The organism is Vibrio sp. S11_S32 (assembly GCF_014694465.1).
Taxonomy (GTDB): domain Bacteria; phylum Pseudomonadota; class Gammaproteobacteria; order Enterobacterales; family Vibrionaceae; genus Vibrio; species Vibrio algicola.
In genome coordinates, this window is the sequence record NZ_JAAUWS010000002.1 from 179,859 (window position 1) to 203,845 (window position 23,987).

Sequence of the window (23,987 nt, forward strand, 5' to 3'; positions counted from 1 at the left end):
CTTGGGAAATCAACCCGATTCCTTTCCATTATTCGCAGAAAAATATGTGCGAAAAAAATGATTCCATAGGTGTTTCGTTTGCTATTTTAGTAAATCGACAGGGATTTCTATTGCCAATATGGCGAAATCTAGCGATTTATATTTTCCTTTTAGCGTGACAATTATCACGAAAAAAGCAGTTTCGTATAAACATCCTACATTTTTGTACTATGTAATTCCAACGAAACTTTACTCGATAGATACATTTTTTTGACATTTGTTGAATATTAAATACTTAAAAACGTGGATTAATGATTTCTTATGCCAATTAGTTGAATTTATATTGCCATTATTGGTTTATTGATAACTTGCTTTTTTGTTATGTGATACGCATAAATTTAAGCGTTAATCTTTGTGTTTAGTCTCGATATGATGCGATCAAACACTTAGTTTTGATTGGTGGATTAAGAACAAGAGTTCTAGATATATGCCCACATTAGAAGGGAGTGAATATTGGCTTGCGAATATGTGAAGGTAGATAAGAATAAATACCTCTTTATGGTAGGTTTCCTTGTATTATGTAGGTGACAATTTTAATAAAGTATTTAATGTAATTTAAATGGGTGAAAAATGAATGAACTCGCCGCTGTCAATCATGGGCTTATTGTCGACTTGATCCTGCTCACTGTAGTGATCAGTATTGGGCTTTTTTTGTATTATCAATGTCAGTCTAGATTATCTAACTTAGTCCAAGATACCCCGATTGCTATTTTGCAGATTGATAAAAAAACCGGTCAAGTGGTAGATGCTAACCGAATGGCAATGCAAACATTAGGGGTACGGCATGTAGGTCGGCGTTATTTACTTCCGCCTCTGATGTCTTGTGAAATCCTATTGGAAATGATTCAAAGTGCCAATAAGCAAGAATTTAAACGATGGCAGGTGTCGGAGTCTCGTAGCATACAAGTGCAGCTTACAACCAATAGTACCACTGTTTTTCGTCGTCCTATTTGGGTGGTGCATGCGCTACCTGTAAGCAATAATATAGCGTCCTCTTCGGAAGGATATATCAAAGATTATTTAGCGAAGTTTGCGCTAGATTCGATATCGGAACTGGTGTTTTTTAAAGATAAAAATGGTCAAGTATCAGGCACCAATCGAGCGTATGACCGTTTTTGGCTCGAGCGAGAAGCAGAAAGTTGTGCCAAATTAAGTTGGGATGATCAAACTTCGCGCGCCACTGTTAAACGTTGGACCACGTTACCAACCGGTGAAAGTTGTTTACTTGAAACCCATATTAGCGCTTTGATGGGAGATGCAGGGATACCTATTGGAACCATTGGCATTACTCACGATGTGACCGAGTGGTATAACACCGAACAATCTTTTCTTTATGAAATGGAACGTCGTCAAAATATGGAAATTGAACTTGCTCAGCGTGACACTATGTTGCAATCATTGATGAATGCTTCCCCAGATCCGATCGCTATCTTCAACCAAAATCGAGTTCATGAGGCATGTAATCAACCGTATGCCGACTCTTTAGGGATAGCCAATCCCGACATGCTGATCGGTCAGCGTTTAGAGAATTTATTGCCAATCGAATTAGTCGAACGTTTTAAACAGTCGGATTTGGAGGTTTTAAAAGAAGGGAAAACCATACGTTTTGTTGATACCACTGAAAATACAGCGGGAGAATTAAATTGGTATGACATCGTCAAAGTGCCGTATACCGATCCACTCTCTAATACCACTGGTTGTTTATTGATGGCGCGTGATATTACCGCTCGTATGCATGCAGAGCAACAACTTGCGCAAGCCAATGCGGAACTGGAGCAGTTAAGCTTTTTCGATGAGCTAACTAAAGTGGCTAACCGTCGTCGCTTTGAAGTGGAGTTAAAAGCGATTTGGGCATTGCACTTACGTCAAAGCAGTCCGTTTACCATTATTATCTGTGATATCGATTACTTTAAAAAATACAACCAATTATATGGTAGAGAGCAAGGCGATATCACCTTAACTAAAGTCGCTCAAGCACTAAAATCTGTACCATTACGTGGTGCGGATTTAGTCGCCCGTTATCTCGATGGCCAGTTTGTGTTCTTACTCCCCGAAACCAAAATGCCAGGCTGTTTACATATTGCTGACAAAATCCATCAAGTGATTGCGGATCTTAATATTGAGCATGCGAAATCACCGATTTCAGATAAATTAACCGTTAGTCTAGGTGTATCATCCTTGATCCCAAGGCGCAGTATGCTAGAAAGTGAATTTATCGCTCTGGCGGAAGATGCCCTAGCTCAAGCTAAAGAAAAAGGCCGGATGCAAACTCAAGTGCAATTACTCAATGATGATTACACCCCAACCATACATGCTTCACGTAGGGGAGGCGTCGATGAGTCCAATTAAAAACCTCGCTCAATATTATGTCGACTTATTGGTTAAGCTTGGTTTGGTTAAATTTTCCATGTTGTTGGCGGCGGCGCTAGTCTCATTTTCGGTATTGATCCAAGCTTGTGTCAGTTTGGTATTACGCGGTGATATTGAAAATGTGGTAATTATAAGCTCAGTTTTTTTTGGCTTATTAGTGACACCATGGGCAGTGTATTTTATGACCGTGGTGGTGGAGCAATTAGAAGACTCTCGCCAACGGTTAAGCCAATTAGTTGAAAAGCTAAAACAGATGCGCGCACGCGATGTTGAGTTGCATTTAAAGCTCCAGCAAAATATTGAAGAGCTGAATCAACAAATAGAAGAGAGAGAAAAAGCCGAAGAAGCGCGTGAAGAAGCGATGCAAGATCTCGAAAACGAAGTGTTTGAACGGGAAAAAACCCAAGTAGAATTAGCGGAACGAACCGCGCTATTACGTTCATTTCTCGATGCTTCTCCCGATTTAATTTACTACCGTAATACCCATGGTGAGTTTTCGGGCTGCAATAAAGCGTTTGAAAATTTAGTCGGTTTAACCTTGAATCAATTAGTCGGTTTATCTATTTATGATGTGTATTCCGATCAAACTACTCGCCAACAAGTTGAAGCCACCGATGCCAAAGTATTTGCCGACAATAAAGAGCTGACTTATGAGATCTGGCTTAGTTATCCCGATGGTAAAAAGGCTTGTTTTGAATTTCGTAAATTGCCATTTTACAGCAAAAGTGGCGAGTTATTAGGCTTGGTCGGCTTTGGACGTGATATTACTGAGCGTCAGCAATACCAAGATGCGTTAGTCAAAGCCAGCCAAGATAAAACCAAATTTATCTCCACCATTAGTCATGAGCTAAGAACTCCGCTAAATGGTATTGTAGGGTTAAGTCGTATTTTGTTAGATTCCAAGCTGGATACTGAGCAGCATCAATATATGCAAACCATTAATGTCAGTGCCATTACTTTAGGCCATATTTTTAATGATGTTATTGATTTAGATAAGTTAGATCGTAGTGAATTAGAACTGCTGCCGGTGGATACCGACTTTCCGAGTTTTATCACCGATATTGAAACTATTTCTCATCTTATGGCAGAGCAAAAAGGCTTGCGCTTTGATATGGATCGCCTGACCTCACTGCCGAGCGGGGTCAGTATTGATGCCTCACGTCTGCGCCAAGTATTGTGGAACTTAGTCAGCAACGCGATGAAGTTCACTAAAGAAGGTGGGGTAACGGTTAATATTAGCGCCGACTATGATGAGCAATATGCCAATATTGAATTTGAAATTGAAGATACTGGCATTGGGATCCCAGAATCTGAAATTGACAGTATTTTTGGCATGTATTATCAAGTGAAATCGGGCAAAGATAACTTACACGCGGTCGGAACCGGTATTGGTTTAGCGGTGTCGCAAGAGATCATTCATCGCATGGATGGCGAGATCTCGGTATCGAGTGAACTGGGCTTTGGTAGTACCTTTAATGTCTCGATTCGTGTGCCTGTCGCTCAAGTGGCCGCGATGCCATCTAGCCATTATCAATCACAGTCGAGTTTGCGTATTTTTATGGTGGAAGACATCGAACTCAACGTGACCGTCGCCCGATCAGTGCTAGAAAACTTAGGTCATACAGTTGAAGTAGCAATGAGCGGAGAAGTGGCTCTACAACGCTTTAATCCAGAAAATTTTGATTTGGTATTATTGGATATTCAATTGCCGGATATGACCGGTTTTGATATTGCGCAAATCCTGCGTCAGCGTTATGCACACTTGCCGCCATTAGTGGCATTAACCGCTAATTCGATGACAGATAAAAGTGAATACTTAGCCAATGGTATGGATGATGCGATCAGCAAGCCATTATCCGTCAAAGCCATTTATCGAGTTATCGAAGACTGCATTGAACACCATCTGCACGAGAATAAATCAGTGGCAACTAGCTTTGAAACTGAGCTCACTATATCTGACCCTGTGGACTCCATGATAGTAGCAGAAGCTCCGATTGTGGGTGACTTATCGTCTGAGTTGTTTGATATTGAAATGCTAGAATCTTATATCGAGATTGTTGGGGTCAAACCTATGCTGGAGGGCTTGGATATGTTTGCCCAAGCACTGCCTGAATACCTAGCCGATCTTGATGGTTATATCGAGCGTTGGGATAAGCATAATATGGAATCAGAAGCGCATAAAATCAAAGGCGCAGCAGGATCGGTTGGATTAAAACGCTTGCAGCAATTGGCTCAAAAAGCGCAATCTCCCGAACGAGAAGATTGGCAGCAAAGTGTGGTGTCGTGGATTGATGCAATCAAACAAAATTATCAAGCCGATATTGAACAACTGAAGCAGCATTTAGCTAAATCATACTAGGAAGGGGATTAGAGACTTATTCCGATGACAGTCACTACCTGTGATTTTCCAGTGACCTGATGATCGAGTTACTCTCATTAATATTAAATGAGTCTTGAATATAAAAAAACCTCGCATTGTAATAATGCGAGGTTTTTTATTTGAGGCGATAAATAAATCATTCTTAATATTGAATAAAGTTAAGCCGGTTATTAACGCTTAACTTAGCAATACAAGTTAATTTAGTTACTCTGCTAACTCACCACAAAAGCGGTAGCCTTCGCCGTGAATGGTCGCAATGATTTCTGGGGTATCTGCTACCGATTCAAAATGCTTGCGGATGCGACGAATTGTAACATCTACAGTACGATCATGTGGTTTAAGCTCACGACCGGTCATCTTCTTCAGTAAGTCTGCACGAGTTTGGATTTTGCCTGGGTTTTCACAAAAGTGAAGTAGGGCGCGAAACTCAGAGCGAGGTAACTTGTAGCTTTCACCTGCTGGGTTAACCAAAGAACGGCTATTAATATCGAGCGTCCAATCGTTAAATTCATATTTTTCGACACTGCGTTTTTCTTCTTGAGCTTCACCTTGATTCATTGAGCGTTGTAGCAAGTTACGCGCACGAATAGTCAGTTCACGAGGGTTAAACGGTTTAGTGATGTAATCATCAGCGCCGATCTCAAGACCAAGGATCTTGTCGACTTCATTGTCGCGACCGGTTAAGAACATAAGAGCAACGTTTGCTTGCTCTCGCAATTCACGAGCGAGTAATAAGCCATTTTTACCTGGTAAGTTAATGTCCATGATGACCAGGTTAATTTGATTATCCGTTAGGATTTGGTGCATGTTGTCACCATTGATGGCTTCAAAGACAGTATATCCTTCTGCTTCAAAAATAGTCTTGAGCGTATTGCGTGTGACTTGCTCATCTTCAACGATAAGAATTTGTGGGGTATGCATAGGAGTACCTAAATCGTGAATAATATAAGTAATTTTAGTTTAAAAAATAACATTTTGTTAGCTTGATTATGAGTTGGTTAAGTCATTGTTATATAGAGTAACCAATTATGAATTACCTTTAATATCAATAATTGTACCAAATAGACCAAACCAACATTCTATCATTTGGAATGTCGACTGATGAAAGAGAGTTTACAGTCTTAACAGGCTGCTAACAATATCCGATTGTTAACTAATATTAACTTTGTTGATTTGCATCAATGGAATCAAGCTAGACAAGGTAACTTAATACTGAATACAAGCAAGATAAGTGAATTTGAACGATGTTAAATAAGTAAAATTACCACATTTTACCACATTTTTTCACATTCACTCATATCAACTGATTTAGATGAATTATGCGAAATTAATCACTGATTATTATTTATCAGTAGGTTTTACCTGTGGGTTTTTAATGATTAATTAGTCAATTGTAATGTGTGTGTTTTTTGGGGGGGCGAGTTTAATGCTAATAAAATGAAGTTTTGATTGACTCATCGAGCTTAAATCGGTATTTCTAGTATCAGTTCTTAAGTTAAGTAGATTTTTTATATGTTTTCGACTAGCGCTATGATGATGACCAGCACCACCATTATTATTACCGACACTATAAATGTTGGAGCAGGCTGGTAAGCGAAAGTTTTCAAAAAAAGGCCTGTATCTCTCACCAGATACGGGCCTTTTTTATGCGAGATTAAAACTAAGGAATACCGGAGGAAGGGATGCGAGTATTAAAATTTGGCGGCTCATCATTGGCCTATGCGGATCGATTTTTACGAGCCGCGGACATTATTATTAATAATGCCCAACAGGAAGAAGTGGCAGTGGTATTGTCAGCTCCAGGAAAAACAACCAATAAGTTAGTTGCAGTCATTGAAGCGACATTAAAAAACGGTGAGGCTGAATTACAAATAAATGAGCTAGAGCAGTCATTTTATGATTTGTTTAAAGCGATTAAAGCGGAAATAGGCAACCTAGAAAATAAAAATTTCGATGCCCAAGTTAAAACCTCAATGTTACAGCTGCGCCAGTATGTGCATGGTATTAGCTTACTTGGTATGTGCCCCAATCATGTTAACGCGCGAATCATCAGTAAAGGCGAAAGGATTTCGATCAAACTGATGCAAGCGGTTATTGAAGCTAAAGGTAAATCTGCCAGTCTTATTGATCCGGTGGCCTACTTATTGGCCAAAGGCGATCACCTTGAAGCTATGGTTGATGTTGATGCGTCAACGGTGAATTTCCAACATAACCCGTTACTTCAAGGTCATATCAATATTATGCCAGGCTTTACTGCTGGTAATGCTCAAGGTGAACTGGTTACCCTAGGGCGTAATGGCTCGGATTATTCTGCGGCAGTTCTTGCGGCTTGTTTGCGCGCCGATTGTTGTGAAATATGGACCGATGTCGATGGCGTTTATAATTGCGATCCACGCTTAGTTGAAGATGCGCGTTTATTGAAATCGCTGAGTTATCAAGAAGCGATGGAGCTGTCTTACTTTGGCGCTTCGGTACTGCATCCGAAAACCATTGCCCCTATCGCACAATTTCAAATTCCATGCTTAATCAAAAATAGCTTTAATCCTCAAGGCGCGGGTACTTTAATCGGTCAAGACACCGGTGAAGATAACTTAGCAATAAAAGGCATCACCACGTTAAGTAATTTAACCATGGTTAATGTGTCAGGTCCTGGCATGAAGGGCATGGTAGGCATGGCGAGCCGAGTATTTGGCGCGATGTCGATTTCGGGTGTGTCAATTGTCCTTATTACTCAATCGTCTTCTGAGTACAGCATCAGCTTTTGTATTGAAGCCGCCGATAAACTCAAAGCGGAGCAATCCTTACAGGCAGCCTTTGAGCTTGAGTTAAAAGATCATCTGCTGGATCCTATTGAATTTACCGATGATGTGGCAATTGTGACCTTAGTGGGTGACAAAATGCGCACCGCGCGTGGCGTGGCATCACAGTTCTTTGCCTCGTTAGCTGAAGTGAATGTCAATGTGGTGGCGATTGCGCAAGGCTCATCTGAGCGCGCGATTTCAGCGGTGATCCCAGAAGATCGCATCGCAGTGGCGGTGAAAGCGTGCCATGAAAATCTGTTTAATTCTAAGCATTTCTTAGATGTGTTTGTGGTCGGTCTTGGTGGTGTCGGCGGCGAACTTGTCGATCAATTCCAACGTCAACAAGCCAAACTAGCTGAAAAAGGTATTGTGATCCGAGTGTGTGGTCTGGCAAATTCAAAAGGTTTATTGCTAGATAGTGAAGGCTTGCCTCTTGATGATTGGCGTGAGCGTATGGGGCACGCGACGGAAGAGTTTAGTCTTGCTCGCATGATCGCATTAGTGCAACGTAATCATATTATCAACCCTGTGCTGGTGGACTGTACCTCAAGCGAATCTATTGCCAATCAATATATTGACTTTCTTGCCGCCGGTTTCCATGTGGTCACCCCGAATAAGAAAGCCAATACAGCTAGCATGAGTTACTACCATCAATTACGTGAAACTGCGCGCAGTACTCGTCGTAAACTCATGTATGAAACCACGGTTGGCGCAGGTCTTCCGGTGATTGAAAACTTGCAGAATTTGATTTCAGCCGGTGATGAGCTCGAGAAGTTTAATGGCATTTTATCCGGTTCGTTATCCTATATCTTCGGCAAGCTGGATGAGGGCATGACTTTAAGTCAAGCGACTAATATTGCTAATGATAATGGCTTTACTGAACCCGATCCACGGGATGATTTATCGGGAATGGATGTGGCGCGTAAACTGCTTATTCTTGCCCGTGAAGCTGGAATGGAACTTGAGTTAGACGATGTCATTGTTGAGCAAGCATTACCACCGGGATTTGATGATTCAGGCAGCATTGATGAATTTATGGCGCGTTTGCCACAAGCTGATGGTTACTTTATTGAGTTATCGGCCAAAGCGGCAGCCGAAGGCAAAGTATTGCGTTATGTTGGCAGCATTGATGGTGGTGTATGCCGAGTAAAAATGATCGCGGTTGACGATGATGACCCTATGTACAAAATTAAAGATGGTGAGAATGCGCTGGCTTTCTATAGCCGCTATTACCAACCGATCCCATTGGTGTTGCGAGGTTACGGCGCGGGTACTCAAGTGACCGCAGCGGGAGTGTTCTCGGATGTTATGCGCACCCTTGGCTGGAAATTAGGAGTCTGATCATGACATTAAAAAATGAAAGTGTAGTGGTGTATGCCCCCGCTTCAATTGGTAATGTGAGTGTCGGCTTTGATGTTTTGGGCGCGGCAGTGTCACCGATTGATGGCACCTTGTTAGGTGACCGCGTATTAGTTGAATCTGGCAACTCGCCTTTTGAGTTAAAAACCGCCGGTAGTTTTGTGAGTAAACTGCCCACCAATCCGAAAGAAAATATCGTTTATGATTGCTGGCGTGTGTTTGCGCGCGAGCTTGAGAAAAAAGGCATTGATTTGCAACCGTTAGCCATGACGCTTGAAAAAAACATGCCGATTGGTTCGGGGTTGGGATCAAGTGCTTGTTCGATTGTAGCGGCGCTTGATGCGTTAAACCGTTTCCATCACCAGCCTCTTAATAAGATGGAGTTACTGGCGTTAATGGGCGAAATGGAAGGCCAGATCTCAGGTGGTGTTCACTATGATAATGTGGCGCCATGCTATTTAGGCGGCTTACAATTGATGCTAGAAGAATTAGGCATTATTAGTCAGCAAGTACCGTGTTTTGATGACTGGTATTGGGTGATGGCGTATCCGGGGATTAAAGTTTCGACCGCTGAAGCGCGATCTATTTTACCGTCGCAATATCGCCGCCAAGATATTATTGCTCATGGTCGGCATTTGGGCGGTTTTATTCACGCTTGTCATTCGGCGCAACCTGAACTAGCTGCCAAACTTATCAAAGACGTGATCGCCGAACCGTATCGTGAGAAGCTATTACCAGGCTTTGCTAATGCGCGACAATATGCGATGTCGGCCGGTGCGTTAGCATGTGGCATTTCAGGTTCAGGGCCAACTATCTTTACCATTTGTTCGAAAAAAGATGTGGCAGAGCGTGTGGCTCACTGGTTAGAAGAAAATTACCTACAAAACCAAGAAGGTTTCGTGCATATTTGTCGCTTAGACAAGGATGGTTCGAGCGTAACAGGAAGTGAATTATGAAGCTGTACAATATCAAAGAAAATGATGAACAAGTCTCTTTCGGCCAAGCGGTACGCCAAGGATTAGGTCGTAACCAAGGGTTGTTTTTTCCTGCCGATATCCCACAATTTGATGATATCGATGCGCTGCTAGCAGAAGATTTTATTTCGCGTAGCAGTAAGATTTTATCGGCATTAATTGGTGATGAGTTATCAAGTGAGCAAGTGGCTCAATTGGTGGATGCGGCATTCCAATTCCCAGCACCGATTAAATCGGTTAAAGATGGCGTCTATGCGTTGGAGCTATTCCATGGCCCGACGTTGGCGTTTAAAGATTTTGGTGGTCGTTTTATGGCGCAATCACTGGCTGCCGTCACTGCTGATAAAAATCAAAAAATCACGATTTTAACCGCCACATCGGGTGATACTGGCGCGGCGGTGGCGCATGCGTTTTATGGTATGGAAAACATTAATGTGGTGATCTTATATCCGAAAGGTAAGATCAGCCCACTGCAAGAAAAACTATTTTGTACGCTGGGCGGGAATATTCATACCGTGGCGATTGATGGCGATTTTGATGCCTGCCAAGCGTTAGTGAAACAAGCGTTTGATGATCAAGCGTTACGTGAAGAAATTGGTTTGAACTCGGCGAACTCAATTAACATTAGTCGCTTGATGGCACAGATCTGTTACTACTTTGAAGCCGCGTCTCAAATGAGCAAAGCGGAACGTGAAAACCTAGTGATTTCAGTGCCAAGTGGTAATTTTGGTAACTTAACGGCCGGCTTACTGGCGAAAGCATTAGGTTTACCGATTAAACGCTTTATCGCCGCCACCAATGCTAATGACACCGTACCGCGCTACCTTGAAACCGGTAAGTGGGATCCTAAACCAACCGTTGCCACCACCTCGAATGCGATGGATGTCAGTCAACCAAACAATTGGCCACGAATTGAAGAACTGTGCCGGATTAAAGGTTGGGGTTTAGATACCTTAGGTAAAGGGATGGTAACCGATCAACAAAGCGCTGAATCTGTGGTAGACCTTAATCAACTGGGCTACTTATGTGAACCGCACGGTGCGATCGCGTATCGAGTATTGACTGAACAACTTCAAGCAGGTGAAACTGGGTTGTTCTTATGTACCGCGCATCCGGCTAAGTTTAAAGAAGTGGTGGATGAGATTTTAGGCTCGGATATCGATGTGCCTGCGCCTTTAGCTAAACATGGTGCGATGGAATTACTCTCACAAGACCTGGCGGCAGACTTTGATTTACTTAAAGTGGTATTAAGAAGTGTGCAAGGGTAATAATAAGTCGCTCTTAACCAGTATGCTTTAAAAGCGGGATTGCCTATCTATTGACTATCTATTGCCTTAGCACAGGGGGTACAGGGCACAGATATGAACTTACGTTTTTTTGGCTTCTAAGCAGAAAAAAGACACAAAAAAGCTCAAGAGTGATCGCCACTTTTGAGCTTTTTATTTGCTTGCCAATCCGAATAACAAACAAGGTTATTCGGAAGCAGTCATTTACATAGTTTCTGTAAATGTACGTGCGATAACGTCACGTTGTTGCTCAGCAGTTAGAGAGTTGAAACGTACAGCGTAACCCGAAACACGGATAGTTAGCTGTGGGTAGTTCTCTGGGTGAGCAACGGCATCCTGTAGAGTTTCACGAGAAAGCACGTTTACGTTTAGGTGTTGACCACCTTCTACGCGTGGTGCAGTTTCGATTGCAACTTCACGGAATTCGATTTCGCCTAGTGCGTCAGTAGCAACAACTTGATCAGCTTCAAAGCCAGCGTCTGCAGCAACACAACGAGCTTCGTTTTTCTCGTTGTCTAAAAGCCAGATTGAATTTAATAATTCGTCATTTGCTGCTTTAGTAATTTGGATACCTTGGATCATGTCCATCTCCTTTGCCACACAATGTGGGATTAATATGTGCTCACTTTCTTATGGGAAAGCGTCGTTTGTCTCAATGTCGCTATTATATACGCAATAACCATAAAATTCATATTGATTTAAGTCAAAAAACTACCAATTTTATTTTCCATTATTGGTGGTTTTTGTTGCTGTAAATCAAGAAAACCTTAATAAACGTGGCTTTGTAACTTGTTTTTAAGATTTAAAATATATTTGATAGCTCATTTTGTCGTAATTTTACGACGATTTTAAATGAATTTTTTATGTCAGCAGAGGTAAGTTAGAGGTAAAATAAACCCAATACTGACAAATTTGAGTGACAAGAGGCAATGAGATGGATTGGGCAACAATAATCAAACAGCAGCAACAACTGCCATATTTTCAGCAATTGATGGCATTTGTTGAATCGCAACGTTCTGATCCTGAGATTGAGATCTTCCCTCCTCAAGAGCAGGTTTTTAGCGCATTTGATTACACGCCATTTGAGCAAGTGAAAATAGTGGTGCTAGGGCAAGATCCCTATCATGGACCGAGTCAAGCTCATGGTTTGGCTTTTTCTGTATTGCCCAATGTGAAAGTGCCACCGTCGTTGGCCAATATTTATAAAGAACTTGCTTTGGATATTAAAGATTTCACCACGCCTTCGCATGGTTATTTGGAAAGCTGGGCTAAACAAGGGGTGTTATTGCTTAATACTGTGTTAACGGTGGAACAAGGCAAAGCACATTCTCATGCTAAATCAGGCTGGGAGACCTTTACCGATCACATTATTGATCAGATCAATCAGCATAAAACGGGTGTGATCTTTTTATTGTGGGGGGCTCATGCGCAAAAGAAAGGTGCGAAAATCGACAGTGACAAACACTTTGTACTCACTGCGCCACATCCTTCTCCTTTGTCTGCTCATCGTGGTTTCTTTGGCTGTGAGCATTTCTCGCGCAGTAATCAGCTATTAGAGCAGCAAGCAATGACCCCGATTGATTGGCTTTTGCCACCACTTTGATGATCATGGATTAAAATGACTGATGATTTTTTGTTCTCATTTTGTTGCTTTATTGATCGAGAATAAGAGGGACTATCGAAATCGCGCTATAATTAAAGCAGCGAAACTGCACAAGGAGACAGTTATGTTAGGCGAAATTATTAGTCGAGAACACAGCTATATGGTGCGATTGTTGGTGGTGTTAGATAAGCTTTTAGCCGATTTAAAGGCTGAAAAAAGTATTGATTATAATGTGATAGCAGAAGTAATCCATTATCTGCAACAGCATTCAGAACAAACTCATCACCCTAAAGAAGACATTATTTATCATTATTATTTAGAGCATTATGGCAATGATGAACAAATCGCCAATCTTGAACAAGCGCATCATGAGTTAGCGCAGGTGAGCCAAGAGTTTGCCGAACTGGTTGAAATGGTTAATCAAGATGCGGTGGTGCCACATGATGTTTTTTACCAAGCATTAGCCAATTTTATTCATCAACAAAAGAAACATCTTGATTTTGAAGAGCGAGAAATACTGCCGCAATTGAAGAAGATGTTTACTGACCAAGACTGGCAACAGGTTGAATCTCTATGGGGCGAAGCGGATAAAGACCCGCTATTTGGTGCTGATATCGAGCAAGATTATGCCAAATTAGTGGCGTTGATATAACCGTTAAAAATGGTGAACTCAAGATTGAAAATAGGCGCTATTAGCGCCTATTTTTGATGATAAACATGAAACGGTATAACCAAATTATTGATGTTTCAGTTATGGTTAAATTTGAATATCGTCGAGCTTGTACTCACCACTGTAATCCAATTCCATTAATTCCTTTTGGAGTTGTCTTCGGTCGAGAATCGCTTCAATTTCTCTCCATTTACGTTTGCCTGCTTTTACTCTGGTCGAGCGGTACTGATCCGTTTCCATATCCATGATGCTATCGAGTTGAAAACCTTCCATAATATGATCCCTCTCTACTATAGATTATCCAAGAATAGTGTGACTCAAGAATAAATTTATCCCAGACAAACACCTTAAACCTAATGCTTATTTGGAGAGTTATAGATACCACACTTTTGAAAAGCTTAACTTTGAACTATTTCTCATTTGTTTCTAAATAATGAAATTTTCATGTCATTCTGCAAAGACTATCAAACTTTTTGAAGGTGAGGTTAAAAAGTGACCACTTGGTTGTGTTTATGTAAAATTAAATCTCATTAATAACTCTGATAATTGTTAATATTTCGTTACCAATGTCAATTGGAAGGAATAGTGATTTTTTGTTAGGTGGTTCTGTTGATGACATGGTTCGAAGTAATTTATGCAAAGTTAAAAAGGCCTTGTTTCATTGGTGGTTTTTTAGGTCGAAGTCAGATTGTTATATTTGAATAGCAACAGATAACACATCTCTAAAGATTAGGGTTTAATGCCATTTTTATGATCATTTACCGACTAAATATATTGAATACTTAGGTTTCGATAGCAAAATAACGCATAGTTATGAAATCAGATTCATATTGATTTTTGACGCTTAGCCCTGCATTATCCTGCTGGTCATTATATTTCTCTGCCGATCTTATATTGGTATAGACTGATGAGCGTTTGAGTGTCGGCATCGAGGGAAAGTTTGGTGTCAGGGTTTTACCTTTTGTGATTATGACAAGATTATAAAGATAAAAGGTAAGACAGAAGGAACCTACCAATGAGTGGTGGGGGTGAATGTTGTCATAAATTTATGTGAGGTTTACGTGACGGATCTACTTGGGTTAGTAAACGGTCTTCTTTGGGGATCGATCTTAGTGTATTTATTGGTTGGGGTGGGCGTGTTCTTCACTGTTCGTCTTGGCTTTATTCAATTTCGCCACTTCGGCCACATGTTTTCGGTTTTAAAGCATAGCCGTAAAGCCGACAAAGATGGTATATCTTCCTTTCAAGCTTTTTGTACTAGCTTAGCCGCGCGTGTCGGTACCGGTAATATGGCCGGTGTGGCAGTCGCGCTTATGGTGGGTGGTCCCGGTGCTATTTTCTGGATGTGGTTGATTGCCATGGTCGGTATGGCAACGGCATTCGCAGAAAGTACTTTAGCTCAGCTTTATAAAACCCCCGGTGAAGATGGTGTTTACCGTGGTGGTCCAGCTTATTATATGGAAAAAGGCCTAGGCATGCGTTGGATGGGGACTTTATTCTCTGTCTTTTTGATCATTGCTTTTGGTTTGGTATTTAATGCGGTGCAATCTAACTCGATTGCTGCGGCTATGCATACTGCTTTCCATTGGGATAAAACCATGGTTGGTGTTGTATTAGTGCTGCTGTCTGGTTTTGTTATCTTTGGTGGTATCCGTAAAATTGCACGAACTGCCGAATTGTTAGTGCCGATTATGGCGATTTTCTACTTAGTGCTCGCTGTATTCGTTATTATCATGAATCTTGATAAAGTGCCTGCCGCATTTGAGCTTATCTTTAAGAGTGCTTTCGGTCTGCAAGAAGCCGCCGCAGGTGGTGTTGGTTATGCGGTTATGAACGCAATTAAAACCGGTGTTGCTCGTGGTTTGTTCTCCAACGAAGCGGGTATGGGTTCTGCGCCTAATGCTGCCGCCGCCGCTACGCCATACCCTCCACACCCAGCATCGCAAGGTTATGTGCAAATGCTAGGTGTATTTGTTGATACTATTGTTATTTGTACTGCTACCGTGTCTATCATTTTGTTATCGGGTGAATATGTTCCTGGTATGCAAATGGATGGCATCGTATTAACTCAGAATGCATTGAGCTCTCAAGTTGGCGAATGGGGTAAAACCTTTGTGGCGATTGCGATTTTCTTCTTCGCATTTACTTCAATTATTGCTAACTATTCTTATGCTGAAGGTAACATTGTCTTTATCTTCAAAAAATCACAGCATGCAAAAAATATCTTCCGTGTGATGGTGTTAGGGATGGTAATGTTCGGTGTGGTAAAAGATGCGCCAACCATCTGGGCATTGGCCGATGCATCAATGGGTTTAATGGCGATTGTTAACTTGGTGGCGATTATTTTGCTATCGGGTATCGTGATTAAACTGGCAAAAGATTACAACAAACAACTGGATGAAGGTAAATTACCGACGTTCGATGCCAATGATTTCCCTGAATTGAAATCACAAATCGAACCAGGTGTTTGGGGTACAGAAAAGAAAAAAGAATCCGCTAAGTTGTAATAACCCACGCAGATGAGACTAATAGAGAAAACCGTACAGTGATGTGCGGTTTTTTTTGTTATATTGATAACCATTGAATTTGAGAATGAATAATTATAGTCATTCGATGGGATCTTTGGTCCATTTGAACATGCCGAAAAGACGCGACTCTACCCTTGGACACTTGAAAAAGACCGTCCATGGCCTTTGACTCTTTTCTCTATGCTCAATATTGGCAGAGTATAAAACCCCTTGGATTGATATCAAAGGACGGACAAATTATGTTGATCTTGGTTTCCCCGGCAAAGACGTTAGATTACGACTCACCTTTATCCACGCGTAAGCATACCCAGCCAGAGTTTATTTCACACTCTGCGCAACTGATCGATGTGTGTCGCAAGCTTTCACCACAAGACATTTCTGGCTTAATGAAAGTTAGTGATAAAATTGCTGGTTTGAATGTGGCGCGCTTTGAGCAGTGGAGCGACCACTTTGATTTTGATAATGCTCGCCAAGCCATTTTTGCTTTTAAAGGCGATGTTTATACGGGGTTGGATGCGACCAGCTTATCCGATGCTGAGCTTGACTATGCTCAATCGCACCTGCGAATGCTTTCCGGTTTGTATGGTTTATTAAAGCCGTTAGATCTGATGCAACCGTATCGTTTGGAAATGGGCACTCGCCTGGCTAATGAACGTGGTACTAACTTGTATCAATTCTGGGGCGACATTATTACCGAGGCGGTTAATCAAGCGCTACAGGCACAAGGGGATGATTTTCTAATTAATCTTGCTTCGAATGAATACTTTAAAGCCGTGAAACCAAAGAAAGTGACAGGCCAGATCATTACGCCGGTGTTTAAAGATTGCAAAAATGGCACTTATAAAGTGATCAGCTTTTATGCCAAAAAAGCCCGTGGCATGATGGCGCGTTATATCATCGAGAATAAGGTTTCATCATTAGCGGATCTAAAAGAATTTGATGTCGCAGGTTATTATTTTGTTGAGGCTGAATCGAGCGCGACCGAATTGGTGTTTAAGCGCGAAGAGCAGAAGTAGCACAAGCTGTTCGATTAAGCGTGCTATTCCAACGAATCAATGGCCATAAAAAAAGGGAGCAAATGAATGCTCCCTGTTTAGATTTGTCTTTAGTGCTACTGAACTGAGATCAGCGGACTATTTCTTTTTCTTCTTCACGGCGGTCTTTTTCTTAGCTGCCGCAGCCGCTTTAACTTTCTTTTTATTTTTCTTCTTCAGCGCCGGTTTTTTGTGCTCAGGGCGCATCTCTTTAATGTAGCGTTCTTTGATTTCTTCTTGAATGTAGCGCATCACACGTTCAATCATTTCTTGGTCGTGGGCTTCAACAATAGAAAGAGCATTACCTTTTTTACCAGCACGAGCGGTACGGCCAATACGGTGTAAATAGACATCGGCGCTGCGCGGCATGTCGTAGTTGATCACATGGCTGACGTCGGGTAAATCGATACCACGCGCGGCAACATCGGTTGCTATAAGGACATTGACTTCACCATCACGGAAACGAGAAATCGCATTGTTACGACGATCTTGTGGCATTTCACCTTGGATCCATGAACAGACAATTTGCGCGCTTTCTAATTGCAGGCGCAATGAAGCAAGACGTTCACGAGTTTTCACAAAAATAATGGTGCGTTCAGCTTGCTCGGTTAAAATGTGCTTTAACATCGAGAACTTGTGCTGAGGTGAATCTGCACGGTGATACCATTGAGTGATCTTCTTGCGCTCACGACGAGAAGGATCCGCTTCTAGTTTTACTGGGTTTTTAAGTAGGTCTTCAGTAAAACCTTCCACCCCACGGCCTTCTAAAGTCGCAGAGAAAAGTAAGGTTTGTTTACGCCAGCGACATTCAGCCGATAGACGGTCAACCACAGGACCAAAGCCCATATCCAGCATGCGATCGGCTTCATCTAAAATTAGCCATTCAATCGCACGGCAATCAAAGCGCTCAGATTCAATGTACTCCATTAAGCGACCCGGAGTTGCTACCACGATATCTTGTGTGGTCGCCAAAATATCGGCGTGCTCTTCGTACATCACACCACCAGTAATGGTGAAGACATTCAAATTAGTATTTTTTGCCAGTGTGCGAGTTTGATCGGCAACCTGCATCGCCAGTTCGCGAGTTGGGGTTAAGATCAAGATACGAGCGGGGCCTGCACGTTTGCGCGGAAAGTCTTGCAAGTATTGCAGCGCAGGCAGTGCAAAGGCAGCTGTTTTACCGGTACCGGTTGGCGCAGAGGCAAGAATATCTTTGCCATCAAGTGCTTGCGGAATAGCTTCAGATTGAATTTGAGTTGGACGTTCAAAACCCATATCTTCAATAGCAGAAATAAGGTTTTGGTCTAGTTCGAGTTCAGCAAAAGTTCTGATCACGTATATTCTCCAGCAAGCTTGTGGTTATGGATGTTACCACTCGCAATAAATAGGGATGGTAAAACGGTCGCGCATTATACACCCAAAGTCTTAAAAATTACATCTTTAAGTAAAAGGCTTTAGTGAGATCAATAAACGCTTCACTGTAACCACTGTCTTGATGAATAGTTAATTCGCTTTGTTGAGTCTCACTGGGGCTAAGGCTTAATTCGAATAATACACGATAACTGGTTTTTTTTAGCGTGGTATGAACCAAGCATAACCGGCTTAAATACCAACCTTGCGATTGAGCTAATTCAATAAAAGCGAGCCCTTCGACTTTAGGTAAGATAAAACTGGCGCGACCTTCGCAAGTTAACCATGTTTTGCAAGCCGTTAATAATGCGTGATGAGACAAGGTGAGAGTATGACGAGCTTGCGCGCGAGCCTGATGTTGAGTGGCCTCTCCGCTGGTGAAATAGGGCGGATTACAAATGATACGGTCAAATTGTTGCTTTAAATCGGCGTGGGTAATATCCGTTTGCTGCACTTTAAGTCGCTGATGCCAAGGGCTTTGCTCGGCATTATAGCGCGCAGCGCACACGGCCCCCTCGTCAATATCAACGGCGGTGATTTGGCTTTTGTCACTGCGTTGGGCACACATCAAGGCAAGTAAACCGGTGCCGGTGCCAATATCTAAAATCTTATGTTTATCATGTAATTGGATCCACGCACCGAGCAAAACCCCATCGGTACTGACTGCCATTCCAGATTGGCCACCGCAAATTGAAAATTGCTTAAAGCTAAAATCTTTCGTCTTATTCATGGTGTTAATACTCCCACTAAAACTAGCTGTAAATGCTATTGATTACTCATTAATTGGTCTTTTGTTTTGCTACGGTTGTGTATTTGTTTACTTATTGTTAAGCATTAAACGCTGCCAATTTACTAATTAGCCAGTTTAATGAACTGCTTTGTGGTTAATAACTTGTTATATTATAGTGTTTTTGTTGGATCTATTGCGCATCTTGTACCTTTTGGTCATTATCTTATCATTATGCAGTTGATTGGGTTGTTCTACTGAATCGAATCTTAGATGTACTATTATTTTATTAAGGGATTACTTTGAACCAGAAGTTAAAAATAACGGATGTTATTGCCTTAGGCTTTATGTTGTTTGCCTTCTTTCTTGGCGCTGGCAACATTATCTTCCCACCGCTTGCAGGTCAACTGGCGGGCGATCACGTTATTCCGACCATGGTGGGTTTTTTGATCACGGCGGTTGGCCTCCCTCTACTGGGTATTATTGCAATTGCCTTGGTCGGTGGTGGTTGGGATAAACTGACTCAAGATCTACCAAAGAAAACCGCAACTATTATCGCGGTGTTGTTCTTTATTATTATTGGTCCTGCGTTTGCTGCGCCTCGTACAGGCTTAGTAGCGTATGAAATGGGCATTAAACCCTTTTTAGATGTCCCGTCACAAACACAATTAACGCTCTTTTCAGTTCTGTTTTTTGTGGTTGCGATGTTTTTTGCTTGGTCACAAGGCCGATTACTTGATGTGATAGGTAAAGTGCTGACGCCAGTATTATTTATTGGTTTAGCCGTGTTATCTGTGATGGTGTTTTTAAACCCGCAAGGGGATATTTTAGCCGCCCAAGCCAGCTACATTCAGCAACCCTTTAGTACTGGTTTCCTTGATGGTTACAACACCATGGATACTTTTGCCTCTTTGATGTTTGGTACCTTGATCATTGAAGCGCTGCGTAGCAAAAAAATCACTCAAAAAGCGGCGGTAACGAAATACGTTATCTATGCTGCCTTTATTACGGCGGCAGGTTTAGCATTAGTGTACATCTCATTATTTTACTTAGGCGCGACCAGTAATTCGATTGCTTCTGGTTTGGATAATGGCGGTGCAATCTTAAGTGTTTATGTACAAGCGTTATTTGGCACTGAAGGTCAGTTAGTGTTGAGCACCATTGTATTATTGGCATGTTTAACCACATCGATAGGCTTGATTTCGGCTTGTTCGGATTACTTTAGTTCATTAACGCCAATCAGTTATAAAGTTTGGGTTGTGGTAATTGGTTCTGCTTGTGCGCTTGTGGCGAATGTTGGACTGACACAATTAATCGCGCTATTTGTGCCGGTCTTGTTTGCCTTGTATCCGGTTGCGATTGCGATTGTATTTTTGACCTTGGTGCGTTCTCGTTTACCAAACCGTGCATTGGCGTATCGTGGCGTGGTGTTGATTTCGCTGCTGTTTGCGTTAATCGATGCTGCTAAAGCGGTTAATATTGATGTGTCGGCACTGAACTTCTTACCATTATTCGATTATGGTATGGCATGGATGTTACCAACGTTGGCGGCAATCATGTTTATGCTAATAGTGCCGAAAAAGGTAGATCAAGGCGAGACTGAATTGTCAAACCAAGCAGACAATAACGTTGAGTTTGAAGCGTTGTAATTAGCTTGGCAATGAACGGATAAAAACAATAAAGGCTGAGCTATCTTACCGATGACTCGGCCTTTTTTATTTTATAATCGATAAGATAAAAGCGAGCTCCCGTATCTTCTTCGCTTAGGCTCATGTACGGGATGACGAGAGAGGTGTGTGTTTTTGCAATCAATCATAGCGATAACAGGGTGTTATACCAATTTCATAAATTGAATGATCGTTCAAAATTGAGTACAGAGAAAAGTGTCAAAGGCCATGGATGGCCTTTTCTCAAGCGACCAAGGACGGATCAGCGTCTTTTCGGCGTATTCAAATTGATCAAATATTAAATAGAATTGATATTAAGCTGTCATTAAGCGAAGACAATGTGCAACATTTACAAACTATCGTAGTACTCAACTAAGATCTGTTCACACCAAGTGGCAATCCGTTCATCAGTTTGTTCATACTGAGAGTCTTCATCTAGCGCTAAACCGACAAAGAATTTTTTGTCTTCGGTCAGGGCTTTCGATTGCTCAAATTGATAGCCTTGATTAGGCCAGTAACCTAAAAATTGGCACCCTGTGGCTTGTAATTCATCATGCAATAAACCCATCGCATCTAAGAACCATTCGCCATAACCTTCTTGATCGCCGAGTCCAAATAACGCGACCTGTTTATCTTTGAGGGTTAGGCCATCAAGTTGGTCCCACACCGCGCTCCAGTCTTCTTGAATTTCGCCAAAATCCCAAGTGGAAATCCCCAGAATAAGCAGTTCGTAATCTTGCAAGGTCGAGACTGGCGTATCTTTGATATTGTAGATATCCACCAACTCTTCACCAATAATGGCGCGAATTTTTTCTGACACCATTTCGGTGTAGCAAGTGCTGGAGCCGTAAAATAGACCAATTTTCATAATGGTATCTTTGCAAGTGAGGAATAAAATTGACTGCTATTCTAACAAACATCGAAGCAAAAAGGGTGGTAATTCGCAATCGGCTGCCGTACTCTCGCTAGCATTAAAATAATGTTATTGATGAGGTTGTAAATGGAGCCCAAACAAGCGGAGTTAATCGTCGTTGAGAGCTTTATTGATGCTATTTGGCTAGAGCGTGGGCTGTCGGAAAATACCTTACAATCCTATCGCCATGACCTTGATCGTTTAATCGGTTGGATGATGCCGTTATCATTAACGTGGAACTCGATTCAGCATGCTGATTTGCAGGATTATCAAGCATGGCTGGTTGAAAAAGACTACAAACAAACCACTCGTGCTCGTATGTTGTCGGCGATCCGTCGTTTCTTTCAATATTTAACCCGTGAAAAAATTCGCGCCGATGATCCAAGTGCCTTGCTCTTGATGCCTAAACTGCCTAAGCGTCTGCCTAAAGATCTCTCCGAGCAACAAATTGATGATCTATTGATGGCGCCAATTGTGGAAGACCCGATTGAGCTGCGTGATAAAGCGATGCTGGAGTTACTTTATGCTACCGGTTTACGTGTTACTGAGTTGATAAGCTTGACGATGGAAAACATGAGCTTGCGTCAGGGCGTGGTGCGGGTGATTGGTAAAGGCGGCAAAGAGCGTTTAGTGCCAATGGGTGAGAACGCGATTGAGTGGATTGAAACCTTTCTCGAACAAGGTCGCCCTGCATTATTAGGCGAAACCAGTTCCGATGTGGTGTTTCCCAGTAAGCGTGCTCGCCAGATGACCAGACAAACTTTTTGGCATCGGATCAAGTTTTATGCGGTGCATGCTGGCATTGATACCGAAACCTTATCTCCCCATGTTTTGCGTCATGCTTTTGCCACACATTTACTAAATCATGGTGCGGATCTCAGAGTAGTACAAATGCTACTCGGTCATAGTGACTTATCCACCACACAAATTTATACTCATGTCGCAACCGAGCGATTAAAACAAATTCATCAACAACATCACCCACGAGCGTGATACTGTTGTTATTTATAGCCACTTTTTTTTTTATTTCAATTTTTAAGGTGAATCATGCGTTATTTAGCATTTATGCGTAACGGTTTTATTGTTCTTCTTTCTTGCTTAGCGTTAACGGCGCAAGCGGCTGATGCTCCCGTTTCTGACAGTCACGTCACTGATAACCAGGCCGCTGGAACTCATATCGATAAACAAGAAATTGCCTCTCGTTTTGGTAAGTTAGGTTTAGTGCCTACTTCAATTCAAGCATCACCAATTACTGGGTTAGCGGAAGTGACCACAGAGCAAGGGATCTTCTATGTCACGGCTAATGGTGATCACTTTTTGCAAGGTAAAATGTACGGATTAGATAAAGACGGTAATTTCACCGATTTAATGGCAAAGAAATACGCCAAAATGCTCGAGAAATTTGCAGGCGACATGATTGTCTATAAAGCTAAAAATGAGAAATATGTGGTGACGGTATTTACCGATATCACTTGCGGCTATTGTGTGAAGTTGCATAAAGATATGCAAGCGTATAATGATTTAGGCATTACGGTGCGTTATATGGCATATCCGCGCCAAGGTCCACGCAGTGAAGTGGCAAATTCAATGGCCAAAGTATGGTGCGCCGATGATCGAAAAGCGGCATTGGATGCGGTGAAACTTAATCGCAACTTTGATTTTGACAGTAAACATTTAACTCAGTGCCAAGATATGATCGCCAAGCAATACGCCTTTGGAGCGTTAGTTGGTATTACCGGAACCCCAGCCATTTTGTTACCGAATGGTCAGTTAGTGGGTGGTTACTTACCGCCAAGCCAATTGATTCAAGCATTAGAGTCAATGAAATAATGGCTAAGTCTGCTCCTATCATTCCGACTACCATGACGTTTTTTGCCCGCTTTGAAGCCGATATTTTAGCGGGTAAGAAAACCATTACTATTCGTGATAAAGCCGAAAGCTATTATGTTCCTGAGAGCATTGTGACGGTATCGACACTAGAGCAAGGTCGGGAGTTTTGTCAGTTACAGATTGATTCGGTTGAAGCGATTCAATTTTGTGACTTGAGTGAGTTTCACGCACAGCAAGAAAACATGACTCTGACTGAGCTTAAAAATGTGATCCGCGATATTTATCCCGATCTGGATGCTTTATATGTGATCCATTATCATTTGATCCGCTCTTTAGCCTGAGCGGTTTTTCATTTTTGAGCCATGATTAATAAATCTATCGTTAAATCAATCGCCA

19 protein-coding genes and 1 other annotated feature are annotated in these 23,987 nt (G+C 41.9%); of the genes, 13 read left to right on the forward strand and 6 right to left on the reverse strand.

Annotated elements, in window-relative coordinates; genetic code table 11:
- The first annotated feature begins 609 nt into the window (after positions 1–609).
- A complete protein-coding gene (locus HC723_RS02470) occupies positions 610–2,388 on the forward strand; it encodes a diguanylate cyclase domain-containing protein (protein WP_190338125.1) in 1,779 nt (592 codons plus the stop codon).
- Positions 2,375–4,768, forward strand: a complete 2,394-nt coding sequence (arcB, locus tag HC723_RS02475) for an aerobic respiration two-component sensor histidine kinase ArcB (RefSeq protein ID WP_190338126.1) — start codon at positions 2,375–2,377, stop codon at positions 4,766–4,768. Before HC723_RS02470 ends, arcB begins: the two co-directional genes overlap by 14 nt.
- A 225-nt stretch (positions 4,769–4,993) precedes the next feature.
- On the opposite strand, the gene arcA is transcribed toward arcB, so the two are convergent.
- Positions 4,994–5,710 (reverse strand): two-component system response regulator ArcA, encoded by a 717-nt coding sequence (gene arcA / locus HC723_RS02480; protein ID WP_153447720.1) that lies wholly within the window; start codon positions 5,708–5,710, stop codon positions 4,994–4,996.
- 610 nt (positions 5,711–6,320) lie between these two features.
- Positions 6,321–6,437, forward strand: a sequence feature (Thr leader region).
- Between the two features lie 34 nt (positions 6,438–6,471).
- Between arcA and thrA the strand changes: the two genes are divergently transcribed.
- The 3 genes from thrA to thrC are packed head-to-tail and all read left to right on the forward strand — an operon-like array spanning position 6,472 to position 11,191.
- Positions 6,472–8,931, forward strand: a complete 2,460-nt coding sequence (gene thrA / locus HC723_RS02485) for a bifunctional aspartate kinase/homoserine dehydrogenase I (protein ID WP_190338127.1) — start codon at positions 6,472–6,474, stop codon at positions 8,929–8,931.
- Positions 8,932–8,933: 2 nt separating this feature from the next.
- Positions 8,934–9,905, forward strand: a complete 972-nt coding sequence (gene thrB / locus HC723_RS02490; protein ID WP_190338128.1) for a homoserine kinase — start codon at positions 8,934–8,936, stop codon at positions 9,903–9,905.
- Entirely contained in the window at positions 9,902–11,191 is a 1,290-nt protein-coding gene (gene thrC, locus HC723_RS02495; protein ID WP_153447717.1) for a threonine synthase, read from the forward strand. Before thrB ends, thrC begins: the two co-directional genes overlap by 4 nt.
- A gap of 222 nt (positions 11,192–11,413) precedes the next feature.
- On the opposite strand, the gene grcA is transcribed toward thrC, so the two are convergent.
- Positions 11,414–11,791 (reverse strand): autonomous glycyl radical cofactor GrcA, encoded by a 378-nt coding sequence (grcA, locus tag HC723_RS02500; protein WP_153447716.1) that lies wholly within the window; start codon positions 11,789–11,791, stop codon positions 11,414–11,416.
- A gap of 352 nt (positions 11,792–12,143) precedes the next feature.
- Between grcA and ung the strand changes: the two genes are divergently transcribed.
- Positions 12,144–12,812 carry a uracil-DNA glycosylase gene (ung, locus tag HC723_RS02505; RefSeq protein ID WP_190338129.1) on the forward strand — a complete coding sequence of 223 codons (669 nt, stop codon included), beginning with the start codon at positions 12,144–12,146 and terminating at the stop codon, positions 12,810–12,812.
- A 124-nt stretch (positions 12,813–12,936) separates the two neighbouring features.
- The gene (locus tag HC723_RS02510) at positions 12,937–13,464 is read left to right on the forward strand and encodes a hemerythrin domain-containing protein (RefSeq protein ID WP_153447714.1); all 528 of its coding nucleotides are present in this window, start codon (positions 12,937–12,939) and stop codon (positions 13,462–13,464) included.
- A 105-nt stretch (positions 13,465–13,569) separates the two neighbouring features.
- Here the strand turns inward: HC723_RS02510 and HC723_RS02515 are convergent, their stop codons facing one another.
- Entirely contained in the window at positions 13,570–13,755 is a 186-nt protein-coding gene (locus tag HC723_RS02515) for a DUF3545 family protein (RefSeq protein ID WP_153447713.1), read from the reverse strand.
- A gap of 788 nt (positions 13,756–14,543) precedes the next feature.
- On the opposite strand from HC723_RS02515, the gene HC723_RS02520 reads away from it, so the two are divergent.
- Both HC723_RS02520 and yaaA read left to right on the forward strand, forming a co-directional pair.
- Positions 14,544–15,989 carry an alanine/glycine:cation symporter family protein gene (locus tag HC723_RS02520; RefSeq protein WP_153448203.1) on the forward strand — a complete coding sequence of 482 codons (1,446 nt, stop codon included), beginning with the start codon at positions 14,544–14,546 and terminating at the stop codon, positions 15,987–15,989.
- A gap of 260 nt (positions 15,990–16,249) precedes the next feature.
- Positions 16,250–17,026, forward strand: coding sequence for a peroxide stress protein YaaA (gene yaaA, locus HC723_RS02525; protein WP_153447712.1), 777 nt, complete (start codon positions 16,250–16,252; stop codon positions 17,024–17,026).
- Between the two features lie 117 nt (positions 17,027–17,143).
- Here the strand turns inward: yaaA and srmB are convergent, their stop codons facing one another.
- Both srmB and HC723_RS02535 read right to left on the reverse strand, forming a co-directional pair.
- Entirely contained in the window at positions 17,144–18,379 is a 1,236-nt protein-coding gene (srmB, locus tag HC723_RS02530; protein WP_153447711.1) for an ATP-dependent RNA helicase SrmB, read from the reverse strand.
- Between the two features lie 97 nt (positions 18,380–18,476).
- Positions 18,477–19,184: a tRNA1(Val) (adenine(37)-N6)-methyltransferase gene (locus HC723_RS02535; protein WP_190338130.1), complete on the reverse strand. Its 708-nt coding sequence runs from the start codon at positions 19,182–19,184 to the stop codon at positions 18,477–18,479.
- 299 nt (positions 19,185–19,483) lie between these two features.
- Between HC723_RS02535 and brnQ the strand changes: the two genes are divergently transcribed.
- Positions 19,484–20,830, forward strand: coding sequence for a branched-chain amino acid transport system II carrier protein (gene brnQ / locus HC723_RS02540; protein ID WP_190338131.1), 1,347 nt, complete (start codon positions 19,484–19,486; stop codon positions 20,828–20,830).
- A gap of 367 nt (positions 20,831–21,197) precedes the next feature.
- Here brnQ and fldB read toward each other — a convergent pair whose 3' ends face one another.
- Entirely contained in the window at positions 21,198–21,716 is a 519-nt protein-coding gene (fldB, locus tag HC723_RS02545) for a flavodoxin FldB (protein ID WP_153447708.1), read from the reverse strand.
- A 132-nt stretch (positions 21,717–21,848) separates the two neighbouring features.
- Here fldB and xerD point away from each other — a divergent pair, with 132 nt between their 5' ends.
- From xerD to yqfB, 3 genes are read left to right on the forward strand one after another with little or no spacing between them, the layout of a single operon-like run.
- Positions 21,849–22,754 (forward strand): site-specific tyrosine recombinase XerD, encoded by a 906-nt coding sequence (gene xerD / locus HC723_RS02550; protein WP_153447707.1) that lies wholly within the window; start codon positions 21,849–21,851, stop codon positions 22,752–22,754.
- A gap of 54 nt (positions 22,755–22,808) precedes the next feature.
- The gene (dsbC, locus tag HC723_RS02555) at positions 22,809–23,591 is read left to right on the forward strand and encodes a bifunctional protein-disulfide isomerase/oxidoreductase DsbC (RefSeq protein ID WP_238925393.1); all 783 of its coding nucleotides are present in this window, start codon (positions 22,809–22,811) and stop codon (positions 23,589–23,591) included.
- Entirely contained in the window at positions 23,591–23,932 is a 342-nt protein-coding gene (gene yqfB / locus HC723_RS02560) for a N(4)-acetylcytidine aminohydrolase (protein ID WP_218619083.1), read from the forward strand. Before dsbC ends, yqfB begins: the two co-directional genes overlap by 1 nt.
- Positions 23,933–23,987: the final 55 nt, after the last annotated feature.